Here is a 15,811-nt window from a genome sequence, read left to right as displayed (position 1 = left end):
GCGCCGCGGGACCGGCGGAGGCGAGCATGCGACCGATGATGTGGATGCGGCACCTTGGCCTTCTGGCTTGCCTAGCCATGGGGCCGGCATCGGCCGTGGCAGGTGACGGACGCGCTTGCCGGCTGCAACCCGCCGACCGGTTGTGGACCGAACGGGCGCTGGGCAATTGGCGCTGGGCCGAAACCAACATGCTTCACCGGCCGGCCGTGCCGATGCCGGAAGTGGTGGCAGTCGATGCGACCTGCCAGGCGAATGCCGTGCCGCACACCGGCGCGCCGATCCGGTGGCGCGGGCGGCTGCATCACGGCAAGGTGATGATGCCCGACGGCAACGGCGCGCCCGTCGGCGTGATGTCCTTTGCGGGCCCGAATCCGAAAGACCCGCGCGGCTTCTTCGTGATGAGTATGCCGTCGGTGTGGCGGAAAGGCGGGGTGACGAGCGAACTCGGCCTGGAAACGCTGATGGACGGCGTGCTGCTGCACGAGATGATGCACACGCGGCAATTCGCCTTCGCCAACCCGGCAATGGCGGCGCTGAGCAAGCGCTATGGCCTGCCCGAGGACATCAACGACGATTCGATCCAGGCCGCATTCAAGGACGACCCCGCCTATGTCAGCGCCTGGCTGGCGGAGACGGACCTGCTCTACGCCGCCGCGGCGGCACCGACCGATGCCGAGGCGCGCCGGCTCGCTCGAAAAGCGCTGACGGCGATGCGCGTGCGGCACGCGATGTGGTTCGTCGGGCCGGGGGCTAAGTGGAAGCCGCTCGACGATATCTTCCTGCAGATAGAAGGGCTCGGCCAATGGCTGATCTACAAATATTATGTCGATGGGCCGGGCAAGGTCTACGCGCCGGGAGTGGCGTTGAAGGCAGTGCGGCGTGGGCGCAAACAATGGTCGCAGGACGAGGGGCTGGGGCTGATGCTGGTGGTCGACCGGCTGGTCCCAGGCTGGCAGGATGGGGCGTTCGCAGTACAGCCGATGCTGGCTGAAGCATTATTGGCCAGGGCTGCGGCGTAAAGGCTGGCCATCGGGCGCCGGGACGTTCAGGGGAAAGCCACGATTTTCCTTGGAAAGAGCGTGGGATGCGTAAGATCGGATTGAGTGTCGCCATGGCGATCGGCCTGATGGGGGCAGGACATGCCGCCGCCCAGGATTCGTCGCAGGACGATGTCGTCGTGACCGCGCGCAAGCCGCTGGATCGCGACGAGGCGACCCGTTTCGTCAGCAGCATCACCGCCGGCAAGAGCGACGGCCAGGTGGCCCGGTTCGAGGCACCCGTGTGCCCGATGGTGATCGGATTCACGCCCGAGATATCGCGCCAGATCGTCGCGCGCATCCGCAAGGTCGCAAAGGCAGTGGGTGCCGAGGTGGCGCCGGAGGACTGTGCGGGCAATGTCGCGCTGGTCGCGACGCCCGATGGCGGGGCGCTGGTGAAGGGCATGCGGGCGACCAACCCCGAATTGCTCGCTGGGCTGGAGACCACGCAAATCCGTCGGCTCATCGACGGCGGCGGCCCGGTACGCGCATGGAGCGCGACCGCCACGGTGAACGAGGATGGCCAGCGCCTGTCCGCGCCGTCGAGCAGCAACCCGATGGGCCCCTCCTCGCTCAACGTGAAGACCGCATCGATCCTCAATCCATCGAGCAAGCGGATCATCGACACCTCGACGGTGGTGATCGACTCCCCGGTCATGGCCGGCAAGACGGTGATCCAGCTTGCCGATTATGTCGCGATGCGCGCGCTGGCGAAAACCAGGCCGGTGGAAGGCGGCGCGAAGGTCGGCACGATCCTCACCCTGTTCGATCCCGAAACGAGCCCGCCGCAATCCGTGACCGACGTGGATGTCGCCTATCTGAAGGCACTTTATGCGATGCCTGGTAACCGGCGGGTGGGTTATCAGATCAGCGCGATCGCAAGGGCGGTCGAAGCCGCGGCACGAAAGTGAGGTCAACCAGCGATTCGAGATGGATCACGCTGGGCGAACCATAGCCGCCATCCTGATGGTCGTGATATTCAGCGCTTCGGAGACAAGGACTGCGGTCGGTCGTTGAATTGCCTGATCCCTCACCGCTTCCGCGTCAATTCCCGCATCGCGTCGTCGAGCCCGGCCAGGCTCAGCGGGTACATGCGGTCGTTCATCAGCTCGCGGATGATGCGGACCGATTGCGAATAGCCCCATTGCTGTTCAGGCACCGGATTGAGCCAGATCGCCGCGGGATAGGTGGTGGTCAGGCGGTGCATCCACACCGCGCCCGATTCCTCATTGAAATGCTCGACCGAGCCGCCGGGATGGGTGATCTCATAGGGGCTCATCGAGGCGTCGCCGACCAGCACCAGCTTATAGTCATGACCGTATTTGTGCAGCACGTCCCATAACGGGGTGCGCTCGGTGAAGCGGCGGCGATTGTCCTTCCACACCCCCTCGTACGGGCAATTGTGGAAATAGAAGAATTCGAGATTCTTGAACTCGCTGGTCGCGGCCGAGAACAGCTCCTCGCACAGCTTCACCCAGGGATCCATCGATCCGCCGACGTCGAGGAACAGCAGCAGCTTGACCGCATTGTGCCGCTCGGGCCGCATCACCACGTCGAGCCAGCCCTGGCGGGCGGTGCCGTCGATCGTCGCGTCGATGTCGAGCTCGTCGGCGGCGCCCTCGCGGGCGAAACGGCGCAGCCGGCGCAGCGCGATCTTGATGTTGCGAGTGCCGAGCTCCCTGGTGTTGTCGAGATTCTTGAAGTCCCGCTGGTCCCAGACTTTCAGCGCGCGCTTGTTCCTGCTCTCGCCGCCGATGCGCACGCCCTCGGGGTTATAACCCGAATTGCCATAGGGGCTGGTGCCGCCGGTGCCGATCCATTTGTTGCCGCCCTGATGCCGGCCCTGCTGCTCCTCGAGCCGTTTCTGCAAGGTCTCCATGATCTCTTCCCAGGAGCCGAGCGACTTGATCGCCTCCATCTCCTCGGGCGTCAGGTATTTCTCGGCGACGGCGCGGAGCCATTCCTCGGGGATGTCTGCATGCTGCGTGCCGAAGCTGGTGGCGATGCCCTTGAACACCTTGGAGAAGACCTGGTCGAACCGGTCGAGCAGCCCCTCGTCCTTCACGTACACCGCGCGCGACAGATAATAGAAATCCTCGGGCGTATGCTCGATCACGTCGCGGTCGAGCGCCTCGAGCAGGATGAGATGCTCCTTCATGCTCGCCGGAATGCCGGCCGCGCGGAGCTCGTCGAGGAAGTTCAGGAACATCGTCGGGAGAGTAGGCGCTGCATCCCGGTCAAGTCGATGCTTTTATGCTCAGCGCGCGTAGACATCGATCATCGCGCCGACATAGTCGGGATCGTCGCCGGTCAGTTCGGATGCCGGGCGGGCTTTGGCGACCTGCTTCGACTCCGGCGTGCCATAGATGAACCCGTAGACGGGATAGGTCGTGGTGCCGAGGCCGTCGCGATCGCGGTACCAGACCTGCACTTCGCTCCAGTCATTGTCGCGCGACATGTCAGTCAGGGTCACGTCCTGCTCGGCGTGGCCGCGTTCGCCGTTCTGGCGCGACCAGTTGGCATGCGTGACCATCACCACGCGCGGTGTGACGACCCGGCTGATCACCGCGACATGACCGAGCGGCAGGCGCGCGGTCCTGGCAAAGACGATGACCGATCCGATCCTGGGCTTGTCGCCGCGCTTGTATTTGCCGTCGGCCTGGTCCCACCAGGTCCACGCGTCGCCATAGATCTGGATGCCCGAGGCGGCGCGGGCGAAAGGCACGCATTCGCCGACATAATCGAGCAGGGATGCCGCGCCGGCAGGCGACATTACCGCGCACGACATGGCGCAGGCGGCCGCTGACAAAAGGGCGTTCGAGGAAAGGATACGCATAAGCGCCGTCGTCCCGATGGTTCCGCATCTGCCTGATCGGCGATGATTACTAGCACGTAAACCCTGTTTCGCGCCAGTTGCGCGCAACGTTCGCTTCGCGCGCGACGATCAGTTCTTGTTCGCCTGCCTTTTCGCCATGAAGGCGAGCCGTTCGAACAGCATGACATCCTGCTCGTTCTTGAGCAGCGCGCCGTGGAGCGGCGGGATCGCCTTGGTCGGGTCGCGATTCTGCAGGACCTCGAGCGGCATGTCTTCGTGCAGGAGCAGCTTGAGCCAGTCGAGCAGCTCGCTGGTCGAGGGCTTTTTCTTCAGGCCCGGCACGTCGCGCACGTCGTAGAAGATGTCCATCGCCTTCGAGACGAGGATCTTCTGGATGCCGGGGAAGTGCACGTCGACGATCGCCTGCATCGTCTCGCGATCGGGGAATTTGATGTAGTGAAAGAAACAGCGGCGCAGAAAGGCGTCGGGCAGTTCCTTCTCGTTGTTGGAGGTGATGACGACGATCGGGCGCTCGACCGCGCGGACCGTCTCCTTGGTCTCGTAGACATGGAATTCCATGCGATCGAGTTCCTGGAGAAGATCGTTGGGGAATTCGATATCGGCCTTGTCGATCTCGTCGATCAGCAGGACGGGCACCTCGGGCGCGGTGAAGGCCTCCCACAATTTGCCGCGGCGGATATAGTTGGAGATGTCATGGACTCGCTCGTCGCCGAGCTGACCGTCGCGCAGCCGGGCGACCGCATCATATTCGTACAGCCCCTGCTGCGCCTTGGTGGTCGATTTGACGTTCCATTCGATCAGCGGGGCGCCGACGGCCTTGGCGATCTCATAGGCGAGCACCGTCTTGCCGGTGCCGGGCTCGCCCTTGACGAGCAGCGGGCGGCGCAGGGTGACGGCCGCGTTGACCGCGACCTTCAGGTCGTCCGTCGCCACATAGCTTTGCGTGCCCTCGAAGCGCTTCATCCAGCCGTCCAATCCCGTTTCGAATATCGGGTTTGGGGATAGAGGGAATACTACGCCTGACGCAAGCCGGCGTTACGGGTGATTGCGCGCGCTCGCACGGGCTTCGAGCAGATCCCACAAGCCACGATGCTGCGCGAGGATCTGCTGCGCGCCGAACGCCATGGCGCGTTCGATCGCTGGGGTTTCGGCAAGCGCCGAGACGAGGGAGGCCGTCTCCATCTCGTCGGGCAGGTCGGCGGCGGGCGGCTCGATGCCGAAGCGGCGGGCGGCGGCATCGAGCATGACTCGTATCGCCGCCCAGTCGAGCACGAAGGCGATCGCGGCACCGGTCGCGCAGCCGGTACGGTCGGACTGGGCCAGCATCTCGAGCGCGTGGCGTTGACCCGCGACGGCGGCCTCGGACTCGGCCTGGCCGGGAGTCGAGGGCAGGGGGCCGGCCACCGCGGTGAGCCGCGCGAGATAGGTACGCTCGCCGACGAACGCCGCGGCGGCCGACTCGAACCAGTCCTGCGCGGCGGGCTGGTGATTATGGGCAGCGGCGCGATCGACCACGCCCGGGTGGCGGCCATGCAGCCAGCACAGGGCGTGCACCGCGTCGGCCAGGTCCCTTACCGCGACATGCGCGTCCGACAGCGAGCGCGGCACTGCATGAGTCGCGGTTCCGTCGACGGACGCCAGCGTGGCGATGGTGCCCCAGCTGCCGCCGATACGCTGACCAAGTGCCGAATCGAAAGCCATGACCCCCCGGGGTTTTCGTGAACGCGCCGGCGAATCCCGGTGCGGTTCATCAATGGGCTCACGGAGTATACCGAAGGGCGTAAAGACTTGGTTAAAACCCCGTTAGGCGTTTCCAAATCGCACCCATTTTATCGGCCTTGCGCCCCGGATCAGTCGTATTTTCTTCGTCAGCCGGATTCACTCAGGCTTTAGTGTACGAAAAAGCGCCCCGGAAACAAATCCGGGGCGCTTTTTGCGCAAAATAGATATTGCGGTTCTTACTGATCGAGAAAGCTGCGCATCTTGCGCGATCGTGACGGATGCTTGAGCTTGCGCAATGCCTTCGCTTCGATTTGCCGAATACGCTCGCGCGTCACCGAGAATTGCTGGCCGACCTCTTCCAGCGTGTGATCGGTGTTCATGCCGATGCCGAAGCGCATGCGTAGCACGCGCTCCTCGCGCGGGGTGAGCGAGGCAAGGACGCGGGTGACCGTTTCCTTGAGATTGGCCTGAATCGCGGCGTCGACCGGGATGACCGCGTTCTTGTCCTCGATGAAATCGCCGAGATGCGAATCCTCCTCGTCGCCGATCGGCGTTTCGAGGCTGATCGGCTCCTTGGCGATCTTCATCACCTTGCGGACTTTTTCGAGCGGCATCGACAGCCGCTCGGCCATTTCCTCGGGCGTGGGCTCGCGGCCCTGCTCGTGCAGGAACTGGCGGCTGGTCCGCACCAGCTTGTTGATCGTCTCGATCATGTGCACCGGGATACGGATGGTGCGCGCCTGGTCGGCGATCGAGCGAGTGATCGCCTGGCGGATCCACCAGGTGGCATAGGTGCTAAACTTGTAGCCGCGGCGATATTCGAATTTATCGACCGCCTTCATCAGGCCGATATTGCCCTCCTGGATGAGATCCAGGAACTGCAGGCCGCGATTGGTGTATTTCTTCGCGATCGAGATGACGAGCCGCAGGTTCGCCTCGACCATTTCCTTCTTGGCGATACGCGCTTCGCGCTCGCCCTTCTGGACCATGTTGACGATGCGGCGGAACTCGCCGAGCGACATGCCGGTCGCCTGGCTGATCTCCGAAATCTCGATGCGAATCCGGTCGACCGCATCGCTCTCGTTCGCGACGAACGCCGTCCATTTCTTGTCGAGCTTCGACACGCTGGGCAGGAACTGCTCGTCCAGCTCATGGCCGATATAGCGATCGAGGAAGTCCTTGCGCGGCACCTTGTGGCGCTCGGCAAGGCGCAGCATCTGGCCGCCCAGCGCGGTCAGGCGCCGGTTGAAGGCATAAAGCTGATCGACGAGATATTCGATCTTCGCGTTGTGGAACTGGACGCTCTCGACCTCGGCGGTCAGGTCTTCGCGCAGCTTCTGGTACTTGCGCTCCTCGGCGGCCGACAGCTCGCCGCCCGCGGCCATCGCCTCGAGCCGCTGCTGCTGCATCTTCGAGAATTTCTTGTAGATCGCCGTGATGTTGGCGAACCGCTCGAGCGCCTGGGGCTTGAGCTGCTCTTCCATCTGGGCGAGGCTGAGGGTGTTGTCCTCCTCCTCGTCATCCGACGGCCGCGGCGTGCGCCGCTCGGTCATCGAATCCTCGTCCTCGTCGGCGGCGGCCTCCTCGGGCTCTTCCTCTTCCTTGAACGACGGGCCGGCGGTCTTTTCCGAGATTTCGCCCGAACCCTCGGCGTCGTCGTCGGTCAGCGACTCGGGAGCCGGATCCTTGGAGAGCATCGCGTCGAGATCGAGGATCTCGCGCAGCTGCATCGTGCCTTCGTTCAGCGCGGTCGACCAGTCGATGATCGCATTGAAGGTGATCGGGCTCTCGCAGAGACCGAGGATCATCGTGTCGCGCCCGGCCTCGATGCGCTTGGCGATGGCAATCTCGCCCTCGCGGCTGAGCAGCTCGACCGCGCCCATCTCGCGCAGGTACATGCGCACCGGATCGTCGGTGCGATCGATGACCTCTTTTTTCTTCACGTCGAGCGCGGGCGCGCTTTCCTCGGACGAATCGACCGATTCGACCTCGTCCTCGGGCTGATCGGCCTCTTCGCCGTCCTCGCCGGCTTCGTCGTTCTCGACGATGTTGATGCCCATCTCGTTCAGCGCGGACATCACGTCCTCGAGCTGATCGGACGACATCTGGTCCTGCGGCAGCGCTTCGTTGAGCTGCTCATAGGTGATGTAGCCACGCTTTTTCGCGCGGGCGACCAGCTTCTTGATCGACGCATCGTTCAAGTCGATCAGCGGCGCATCGCTGTTTTCGGTCGTGTCAGCGACGTCCGCCATTTCCGTCTTCGCCATTAATTGCCCTCGGTACCTAAAGCTCTGGCGTCTTCGTTCGCTTGCACCAGATTTGCAAGTCGTGCGTCGAGCGCCTGTTGTTCCTTCACCAGCGAAACCTGCCGTTCAAAGGCTTCGTCCGAATAACGCGCCATGAGCGCCGCCGTTGCTTCCGCCAGTGCCGCATCCACTTCCGGCCGTGCCACCAGAATGGCGATGGCTTCGTCCAGATCCTCCCTCGCTCGCACGGGTTCGGCGCCTTTCAGCGTGAACGACCACGATAATTGGTCGGCCCGTAGCAGATTGCTGGCGATGTTATCGAATCCTGATTTCGCCAATATGGTGAGCAAGCCGTCGCTATCAAGCGCCTGATCTTCAACGGCGAGATCGACGACCGCCTCGAACAGCCTTCCCAGCGCGCCGTCGGCAAGTTTCAGCGAGCCGAGAACCTCCATGTGACGGGCGATTTCGGCCGGGTGGCGGATCAGGCCGGCGAGCACGGCCTTGGCGAGGATCCGGTCGATTCCGGTGGCACGCACGCCCTTGGCGACGTCGCCCACGGGTGGATCGGGCGCTTTCCACTTCTGGCCGGGCTTGCGCTTCGGCCCCGGCTGGAAGGCGCGGAAGGGCTCGCGGACCCGAGCGTACAGATGGTCGAAGCGCCGGCGGAATTCGGCCTGATATTCGATGCTGACATTCTTGTCGGCGATCGACTGGGCGATCTCGTTGAGGCGCATCTTCAGCCCGGCCTTTTGTTCGGGCGTGTTCAGCGGCTCGGCGGCGAGCTCATGCGCCCAGAGCCGGTCGACCAGGGGTTCGGGCGCGCGGAGCAGTTCCTCGAACGCGGCAGGGCCCTTCATGCGGACCAGATCGTCGGGGTCAATGCCCTCGGGCAGGGTGACGAAGGCGAGGCTGCGGCCGGGGGCAAGCATCGGTAGCGCACGGTGGGCGGCACGCATCGCGGCTTTCTGTCCGGCCGAATCGCCGTCGAAGCAGAGGATCGGGATGTCGGAGAGGCGCCAGAGGCGTTCGAGCTGCGCCTCGGTCAGCGCGGTGCCGAGCGGGGCGACCGCCTCGCCAAAACCAGCCTGGGCTAGGGCGATGACGTCCATATAGCCCTCGACCACCAGCACCCGGCCGGACTTGCGCGATGCGGGCGCGGCGCGGTCGAGATTGTAGAGCGTGCGGCCCTTGTCGAAGAGCGGCGTCTCGGGCGAGTTCAGATATTTGGGCTCGCCATCGCCGATGATGCGCCCGCCAAAGGCGATGGTGCGCCCGCGCGGATCGCGGATCGGGATCATCAGCCGGCCGCGGAAGCGGTCGTACGGGTCCTTGCCTTCCACCGAGATCAGCAGCCCGGTCTCGACCAGCATCGGATCGCCGAAATCGCGCAGCGCGGTGCGCAGCTTGCCGCGCGAATCGGGGGCAAAGCCGAGACCGAAATCCCGCCGCGCCTGGTCCGTAATCCCCCGGCGCTTGAGCAGCGCCACCGCCTCGCCGCCATCGAGACCGCCGAGCTGGCCTTCGAACCAGTCTGCCGCGGCTTTCATCGCGTCATGCAGGCCCTTGGCTTGCTCCGCCTTTTCGGCCGAGCGCGGGTCCATCGCCGGCAGCTCCATGCCCGCCGCCTGGGCCAGTTCCTTCACTGCATCCATGAAGGGCAGGCCGCGCTGGTCGGTCATCCAGCGGATCGCGTCGCCATGCGCGCCGCAGCCGAAGCAATGGTAAAAGGCCTTGTCGTCGTTGACGTAGAAGCTTGGGCTCTTCTCGTTGTGGAACGGGCAACAGGCGCGGAATTCCCGGCCGGCCTTTTGCAGCTTGGTGGTGCGGCCGATCAGCGCCGAGAGGAGGGTGCGGCTGCGGAGTTCGTCGAGGAATTGGGGGGAGAGGCTCATTGGGGCGCCTCCTCCGGGCGCGCGCCTTTGTTCCCCCGCTTGTTTTTTGCAGATTCACCCACCCCACCGTTCGTTTCGAGCGAAGTCGAGAAACCTTGTGGCACGGGACGTATGTTTCTTTCCTTGGGTGGCTTCGCGAGATGCGAGACCATCGACCAGTCGCCGGCGATCAGCGCTTCTTTCTTGCCTCTGGACCAGCCGCTTACGATTCGCTCGGCCTCCAGTGCCTCGATCCGCGACCCGAAACTCTCGGACCAGACCAGCTCGATCGGAAGGCGCCGCGAGGTGTAATCGCAATATCCGCCGGTCTGGTGCTCGCCGATGCGACGGTCGAGATCGTCGGTGTGGCCGGTGTAGAATTTGCCGTCCGCGCACCGCAAAATATATGCCCAGAAAGCCATGGGCCATTGTGCCTCACGCTCCCCGTTCGTGTCGAGCGTCGTCGAGACAGATTGAGGGCGTTGCCAGCCCGGTTTCTCGACTTCGCTCGAAACGAACGGAGGGGGTGGTGCCGACTCTTACGCCAGCGCCGCCTTCACCAGCCCGCTCGCCTTGCTCATATCCAGGCTCTGCGCATGCCGCGCCTTCAGTTCCGCCATCACGCGGCCCATGTCCTTCATGCCGCTCGCGCCCAGCTCGACCTTGATCGCTTCGATCGCCGCCGAGGTTTCCGCCTCGCTCATCTGCTGCGGCAGGAAGCGTTCGATCACCGCGACCTCGGCGGATTCGGCGTCCGCGAGTTCCTGGCGGTTGCCCTTCACGAACATCTCGATCGATTCGCGGCGCTGCTTGACCATCTTCTGCAGCACTTCGACCACCAAAGTGTCGTCGTCCTCGGGCGCCTTGCCGGTGCGTGCTTCGATATCGCGGTTCTTGATCGCTGACTGGATCAGGCGGAGGGCGGCGGTGCCTTGCTTGTCTCCGCCCTTCATGGCGGTGACGAGCGCGGCCTTGATGTCGTCGCGAATCATTGTCGGTCCTTTTCGGTAATCCGTACAGATAGCGCGGCGGCCCCATCTTTAACAGATTGACGCTCCGCCCCGCGAGGCTTAGCGACCGCCGCTTAGCGACATCGAAACCCGAAGGAGTGCCCGCCACGATGGCCGACGCCAAACCCGTAACTGCGCCCGAAGGAGCGACGGGAGTCCTCGTCCTCGCCAATGGGGACATTGCGTGGGGGCGCGGATTCGGCGCTGAAGGCGAGGCGGTGGGCGAGGTGTGTTTCCACACCGCGATGACCGGCTATCAGGAAGTGATGACCGATCCGTCCTTTGCCGGGCAGATCATCACCTTCACCTTCCCGCATATCGGCAATGTCGGCGCGAACCCCGAGGATATCGAGGCGAACGACCCGCATGCGCTGGGTATCATCGTGCGCGAGGACGTGACCGCGCCGTCCAATTTCCGCTCGGTCGAGCGGCTCGACGACTGGATGAAGCGGCATGACCGAATCGGCCTTTCCGGCATCGATACGCGCGCGCTGACCCGTCGCATCCGCACCGGCGGCGCGCCCAACGGCGTCATCTCGCACCGGGCGGACGGCAAGTTCGACATCCCTCTATTGCTGGAGATGGCGAAGGCTTGGCCGGGGCTGGAGGGCATGGACCTCGCCATCTCGGTCACCACCGAGACGCATTATGGCTGGGAGGGCGGCATCTGGCGGCTCGGCTTCGGTTATGAAGATTCCCCCTCCCGCTTGCGGGAGGGGTTAGGGGAGGGCCTGTCGTCTAATGGTAAGACTACTGACTCTCCTGCGGACATGCCCTCCCCCGACCCCTCCCGCGGGGCGGGAGGGGAGAAGCCGCATGTCGTCGCGATCGATTACGGCGCAAAGCGCAACATCTACCGCAATCTGGTCAAGGCCGGCGCCAAGGTCAGCGTGCTGCCGGCGACCGCGACCTTTGAGCAGGTCATGGTGCTGAAGCCCGACGGCATCTTCCTGTCGAATGGCCCGGGCGATCCCGCCGCGACCGGCGACTATGCCGTCCCGGTGATCCGGCAGCTGCTCGAGACGCGTATCCCGCTGTTCGGCATCTGCCTCGGCCACCAGCTGCTCGGCCTTGCGGTGGGGGCCGAGACCACCAAGATGTTCCAGGGCCATCGCGGCGCGAACCATCCGGTCAAGCGGCTGAGCGATGGCGCCGTCGAGATCACCAGCATGAACCATGGCTTCGCCGTCGTCAGCGAAACGCTGCCCGCCACCGCGCGCGAGACTCATGTGTCGCTGTTCGACGGGTCGAACGCCGGGTTCGAGCTGACCGACCGGCCGGCCTTCAGCGTGCAATATCACCCCGAGGCGAGCCCGGGGCCGCAGGACAGCCTGTATCTGTTCGAAAAGTTCGTCGGATCGCTGGAGAAGGCGGCATGAGCCTGCCCGAGGTAGACCAGACCAGGTTCGAGCAGGAATGGCTCGGCGACCAGGACGTGCTCGCGCGGCTGGCCGAGAGCGGCGACCGGCCCGAGCTCGAGCGACTGGTCGATGTCAGCTTCACCGGCGACGAGGATGCGCTGGACCAGCTCTCCGAGGAGGCCGGCAAGTTCGGCTTCTCGATGATCGAGCGCGAAGAGAATGAGGATGGCGGCGAATCGCTGTTCCTCGCGAGACACCAGAAGGCGGACGCGGCGTCGATCAAGGCGCTGACGCTGCAATGCCTGCAGATCGAGATATTGTACGACGTGGAATATGAAGGTTGGGGCTGCATGGCCGAAACGGGATCGAGCCACTAATGCCAAAACGCACTGACATCTCCTCGATCCTCGTCATCGGCGCCGGCCCGATCGTCATCGGCCAGGCGTGCGAGTTCGATTATTCCGGCACGCAGGCGATCAAGGCGCTGCGCGAGGAAGGCTATCGCATCGTCCTGGTCAATTCGAACCCGGCGACGATCATGACCGATCCCGAACTGGCCGACGCGACCTATGTCGAGCCGATCACGCCCGAGATCGTCGCCAAGATCATCGAGAAGGAACGGCCCGACGCCGTCCTGCCGACGATGGGCGGGCAAACCGCGCTCAACACCGCGCTGGCGCTGTTCAACGACGGCACCTTGGAGAAATACGGCGTCCAGATGATCGGCGCCGATGCCGAGGCGATCGACAAGGCCGAGGACCGGCTGAAGTTCCGCGACGCGATGGACAAGATCGGGCTGGAATCCGCCCGCTCCGCCATAGCGCATACGCTGGAAGAAGCGGTTGCCGGGCTCGAGACGACCGGGCTGCCGGCGATCATCCGCCCCAGCTTCACCATGGGCGGATCGGGCGGGGGCATTGCCTATAACCGGACCGAGTTCGAGGAGATCGTGCGCAAGGGGCTCGATGCGTCGCCCACCACCGAAGTGCTGATCGAGGAATCGCTGCTCGGCTGGAAAGAATATGAGATGGAGGTCGTGCGCGACCGCAACGACAATTGCATCATCATCTGCTCCATTGAGAATGTCGATCCGATGGGCGTCCATACCGGCGATTCCATCACCGTCGCGCCGGCGCTGACGCTGACCGACAAGGAATATCAGATCATGCGCAACGCGAGCATCGCGGTGCTGCGTGAAATCGGTGTGGAAACAGGTGGTTCCAACGTCCAGTTCGCGGTGAATCCGAAGGACGGGCGCCTCGTCGTGATCGAGATGAACCCGCGCGTGTCGCGCTCGTCGGCGCTGGCGTCCAAGGCGACCGGCTTCCCGATCGCCAAGGTCGCGGCCAAGCTGGCGGTCGGTTACACGCTCGACGAGATCATCAACGACATCACCGGCGCGACCCCGGCCTCGTTCGAGCCGACGATCGACTATGTCGTCACCAAGATCCCGCGCTTCGCCTTCGAGAAGTTCAAGGGCGCGGAGCCGATCCTGTCGACCGCGATGAAGTCGGTCGGCGAAGTGATGGCGATCGGCCGCAACATCCATGAATCGATGCAGAAGGCCCTGCGCGGCCTGGAGACGGGGCTGAGCGGCTTCAACCAGGTCGATGCGCTGGTCGGCGCGCCGCGCGACGAGATCGAGGCGGCACTGGCGCGCGCCACGCCCGACCGGCTGCTGGTCGCGGCGCAGGCGCTGCGCGAGGGCTTCACCGTCGCCGAGGTGCATGCGATCGCGAAATACGATCCCTGGTTCCTGGAGCGGATCGCCGAGATCATCGCGGCCGAGGAAGAGGTGTGCCGCGGCGGCCTGCCGCGCGATGCGGCGGGCATGCGCCAGCTCAAGTCGATGGGCTTCAGCGACAAGCGGCTTGCCTGGCTCGCGCTCAAATCGGCCAATCTCCATGGCGGCATGGACCGCGGCATCGCGCGCGGATCGGGCCTGATCCATGAGGCGGTGGTGGCGATGACCGGCGGCATCACCGAAGACGAGGTGCGCAAGCTCCGCCACAAGCTCGGCGTGCGGCCGGTGTTCAAGCGGATCGACACCTGCGCGGCCGAGTTCGAGGCGAAGACGCCGTACATGTACTCGACCTATGAGGCGCCGAGCTTCGGCGAGCCCGAGAATGAGTCGATGCCGTCGGATCGGCGGAAGATCGTCATCCTGGGCGGCGGGCCGAACCGGATCGGGCAGGGCATCGAGTTCGATTATTGCTGCTGCCATGCCTGCTTCGCGCTGGCCGAGGCCGGCTATGAGACGATCATGGTCAACTGCAACCCGGAGACGGTGTCGACCGATTACGACACGTCGGACCGGCTCTATTTCGAGCCGCTGACCGCCGAGGACGTGCTCGAGATCCTGCATGTCGAGCAGCAGAACGGCACGCTGGTCGGCGTGATCGTGCAGTTCGGCGGTCAGACCCCACTGAATCTGGCCAATGCGCTGGAACAGGCGGGGATTCCGATCCTGGGCACCAGCCCGGACGCGATCGACCTGGCCGAGGACCGCGAGCGGTTCGCCGCGCTGATCACCCGGCTCGGCCTGCGCCAGCCGGCCAACGGCATCGCGCGCAGCCGCGACGAAGCGATCAAGGTCGCCGAGCGGATCGGCTATCCGGTGCTGATGCGGCCGAGCTATGTGCTGGGCGGCCGGGCGATGGAGATTGTCGACGGCCCGGCGCAGCTCGACGATTATATCCAGACCGCCGTGCAGGTGTCGGGCGACTCGCCGGTGCTGATCGACCAGTATCTGCGCGACGCGATCGAGGTGGATGTCGACGCGATCTCCGACGGGACCGACGTGACGGTCGCGGGCGTGCTGCAGCATATCGAGGAAGCGGGAGTCCATTCCGGCGACAGCGCCTGCTCGATCCCGCCCTACAGCCTGTCGGACGAGATCATCGCCGAGATCGAGCGCCAGACCAAGGCGCTGGCCAAGGCGCTGTCGGTCGTCGGCCTGATGAATATCCAGTTCGCGGTGAAGGACGGCCTTGTCTATCTCATCGAGGTCAACCCGCGCGCCAGCCGGACGGTGCCGTTCGTCGCCAAGGCGATCGGCGCGCCGATCGCCAAGATCGCGGCGCGGGTGATGGCGGGCGAGAAGCTCGCGGCGCTGCCGGCGATCGACCGGGCGATCGACTATGTCGCGGTGAAGGAAGCGGTGTTCCCGTTCAATCGCTTCCCGGGGGTCGATCCGGTGCTCTCACCGGAAATGAAGTCCACCGGCGAAGTGATGGGGATCGATAGCGATTTCGTCATGGCCTTTGCCAAGTCGCAACTCGGCGCGAGCAATGTGCTGCCCAAAAGCGGCACCCTGTTCGTCAGCGTGAAGGACAGCGACAAGCCGGTGGTCCTGCCGGGCGTGAAGCTGCTCGCCGAGAATGGCTTCGCCATCGTCGCCACCGGCGGCACGGCGGATTATCTGCTCGCGCACGGCGTGCCGGTCGAGCGCGTGAACAAGGTGGCGCAGGGCAGGCCGCATATCGTGGACCGGATCAAGGACGGTCAGATCGGCCTGATCTTCAACACGACGGAAGGCTGGCAGTCGCTGAAGGACTCGCAGCCGATCCGCGCGTCGGCGCTGAATCAGAAGATCCCGTACTTCACCACGGCCCCCGCCAGCGTGGCTGCGGCACAGGCGATCGTGGCGCTTGCGACACGCAGCCTTGAAGTACGGCCCCTGCAATCCTATTATTCGCACTCGCACAAATAATTTCCCACATGAG

At 64.6% G+C, this 15,811-nt stretch carries 13 protein-coding genes; 5 read left to right on the top strand and 8 right to left on the bottom strand.

The features are described from left to right. The first annotated feature begins 26 nt into the window (after positions 1 to 26). Positions 27 to 1,019 carry a hypothetical protein gene (locus ACZ1I2_RS17520; RefSeq protein ID WP_465176377.1) on the top strand — a complete coding sequence of 331 codons (993 nt, stop codon included), beginning with the start codon at positions 27 to 29 and terminating at the stop codon, positions 1,017 to 1,019. 65 nt (positions 1,020 to 1,084) lie between these two features. Continuing rightward, positions 1,085 to 1,948: a hypothetical protein gene (locus tag ACZ1I2_RS17515; RefSeq protein WP_465176378.1), complete on the top strand. Its 864-nt coding sequence runs from the start codon at positions 1,085 to 1,087 to the stop codon at positions 1,946 to 1,948. A gap of 119 nt (positions 1,949 to 2,067) precedes the next feature. On the opposite strand, the gene ACZ1I2_RS17510 is transcribed toward ACZ1I2_RS17515, so the two are convergent. The 8 genes from ACZ1I2_RS17510 to ACZ1I2_RS17475 all read right to left on the bottom strand — a co-directional run bounded on the left by ACZ1I2_RS17510 (position 2,068) and on the right by ACZ1I2_RS17475 (position 10,707). Further along, the gene (locus ACZ1I2_RS17510; protein ID WP_465176379.1) at positions 2,068 to 3,246 is read right to left on the bottom strand and encodes a vWA domain-containing protein; all 1,179 of its coding nucleotides are present in this window, start codon (positions 3,244 to 3,246) and stop codon (positions 2,068 to 2,070) included. A 48-nt stretch (positions 3,247 to 3,294) separates the two neighbouring features. Beyond that, a complete protein-coding gene (locus ACZ1I2_RS17505) occupies positions 3,295 to 3,810 on the bottom strand; it encodes a CHAP domain-containing protein (RefSeq protein ID WP_465176380.1) in 516 nt (171 codons plus the stop codon). Positions 3,811 to 3,981: 171 nt separating this feature from the next. Next, a complete protein-coding gene (locus ACZ1I2_RS17500; RefSeq protein WP_465172883.1) occupies positions 3,982 to 4,836 on the bottom strand; it encodes an AAA family ATPase in 855 nt (284 codons plus the stop codon). 72 nt (positions 4,837 to 4,908) lie between these two features. Next, positions 4,909 to 5,574 (bottom strand): DUF6975 family protein, encoded by a 666-nt coding sequence (locus tag ACZ1I2_RS17495; RefSeq protein ID WP_465176381.1) that lies wholly within the window; start codon positions 5,572 to 5,574, stop codon positions 4,909 to 4,911. Between the two features lie 257 nt (positions 5,575 to 5,831). Continuing rightward, positions 5,832 to 7,862, bottom strand: coding sequence for an RNA polymerase sigma factor RpoD (rpoD, locus tag ACZ1I2_RS17490; protein WP_465176382.1), 2,031 nt, complete (start codon positions 7,860 to 7,862; stop codon positions 5,832 to 5,834). Then, positions 7,862 to 9,736: a DNA primase gene (gene dnaG, locus ACZ1I2_RS17485; protein WP_465172886.1), complete on the bottom strand. Its 1,875-nt coding sequence runs from the start codon at positions 9,734 to 9,736 to the stop codon at positions 7,862 to 7,864. Before dnaG ends, rpoD begins: the two co-directional genes overlap by 1 nt. Next, positions 9,733 to 10,137 carry a GIY-YIG nuclease family protein gene (locus tag ACZ1I2_RS17480; protein ID WP_465176383.1) on the bottom strand — a complete coding sequence of 135 codons (405 nt, stop codon included), beginning with the start codon at positions 10,135 to 10,137 and terminating at the stop codon, positions 9,733 to 9,735. Before ACZ1I2_RS17480 ends, dnaG begins: the two co-directional genes overlap by 4 nt. 117 nt (positions 10,138 to 10,254) lie before the next feature. Further along, positions 10,255 to 10,707: a GatB/YqeY domain-containing protein gene (locus tag ACZ1I2_RS17475; protein WP_465176384.1), complete on the bottom strand. Its 453-nt coding sequence runs from the start codon at positions 10,705 to 10,707 to the stop codon at positions 10,255 to 10,257. Positions 10,708 to 10,835: 128 nt separating this feature from the next. On the opposite strand from ACZ1I2_RS17475, the gene carA reads away from it, so the two are divergent. From carA to carB, 3 genes are read left to right on the top strand one after another with little or no spacing between them, the layout of a single operon-like run. Next, positions 10,836 to 12,104, top strand: a complete 1,269-nt coding sequence (gene carA / locus ACZ1I2_RS17470) for a glutamine-hydrolyzing carbamoyl-phosphate synthase small subunit (protein WP_465176385.1) — start codon at positions 10,836 to 10,838, stop codon at positions 12,102 to 12,104. Beyond that, positions 12,101 to 12,463: a ribonuclease E inhibitor RraB gene (locus ACZ1I2_RS17465; protein ID WP_465172890.1), complete on the top strand. Its 363-nt coding sequence runs from the start codon at positions 12,101 to 12,103 to the stop codon at positions 12,461 to 12,463. The genes carA and ACZ1I2_RS17465 overlap by 4 nt, the downstream gene beginning before the upstream one ends. After that, positions 12,463 to 15,798 carry a carbamoyl-phosphate synthase large subunit gene (gene carB / locus ACZ1I2_RS17460; RefSeq protein WP_465176386.1) on the top strand — a complete coding sequence of 1,112 codons (3,336 nt, stop codon included), beginning with the start codon at positions 12,463 to 12,465 and terminating at the stop codon, positions 15,796 to 15,798. Before ACZ1I2_RS17465 ends, carB begins: the two co-directional genes overlap by 1 nt. The last annotated feature ends 13 nt before the right edge of the window (positions 15,799 to 15,811 follow it).

The organism is Sphingomonas sp. BL-S-29 (assembly GCF_055521495.1).
The sequence above is the reverse complement of the archived record's forward strand: the minus strand, read 5'-3'. Positions and strand labels throughout refer to the sequence as shown.

Bases quoted from the DNA above. Each gene is read 5' to 3' on its own strand.
- carA (WP_465176385.1), top strand. From the start codon at position 10,836: ATGGCCGACGCCAAACCCGTAACTGCGCCCGAAGGAGCGACGGGAGTC.
- ACZ1I2_RS17520 (WP_465176377.1), top strand. From the start codon at position 27: ATGCGACCGATGATGTGGATGCGGCACCTTGGCCTTCTGGCTTGCCTA.
- rpoD (WP_465176382.1), bottom strand. From the start codon at position 7,862: ATGGCGAAGACGGAAATGGCGGACGTCGCTGACACGACCGAAAACAGC.
- ACZ1I2_RS17500 (WP_465172883.1), bottom strand. From the start codon at position 4,836: ATGAAGCGCTTCGAGGGCACGCAAAGCTATGTGGCGACGGACGACCTG.
- ACZ1I2_RS17510 (WP_465176379.1), bottom strand. From the start codon at position 3,246: ATGTTCCTGAACTTCCTCGACGAGCTCCGCGCGGCCGGCATTCCGGCG.
- ACZ1I2_RS17480 (WP_465176383.1), bottom strand. From the start codon at position 10,137: ATGGCTTTCTGGGCATATATTTTGCGGTGCGCGGACGGCAAATTCTAC.
- carB (WP_465176386.1), top strand. From the start codon at position 12,463: ATGCCAAAACGCACTGACATCTCCTCGATCCTCGTCATCGGCGCCGGC.
- dnaG (WP_465172886.1), bottom strand. From the start codon at position 9,736: ATGAGCCTCTCCCCCCAATTCCTCGACGAACTCCGCAGCCGCACCCTC.
- ACZ1I2_RS17495 (WP_465176381.1), bottom strand. From the start codon at position 5,574: ATGGCTTTCGATTCGGCACTTGGTCAGCGTATCGGCGGCAGCTGGGGC.
- ACZ1I2_RS17465 (WP_465172890.1), top strand. From the start codon at position 12,101: ATGAGCCTGCCCGAGGTAGACCAGACCAGGTTCGAGCAGGAATGGCTC.
- ACZ1I2_RS17475 (WP_465176384.1), bottom strand. From the start codon at position 10,707: ATGATTCGCGACGACATCAAGGCCGCGCTCGTCACCGCCATGAAGGGC.
- ACZ1I2_RS17515 (WP_465176378.1), top strand. From the start codon at position 1,085: ATGCGTAAGATCGGATTGAGTGTCGCCATGGCGATCGGCCTGATGGGG.
- ACZ1I2_RS17505 (WP_465176380.1), bottom strand. From the start codon at position 3,810: ATGTCGCCTGCCGGCGCGGCATCCCTGCTCGATTATGTCGGCGAATGC.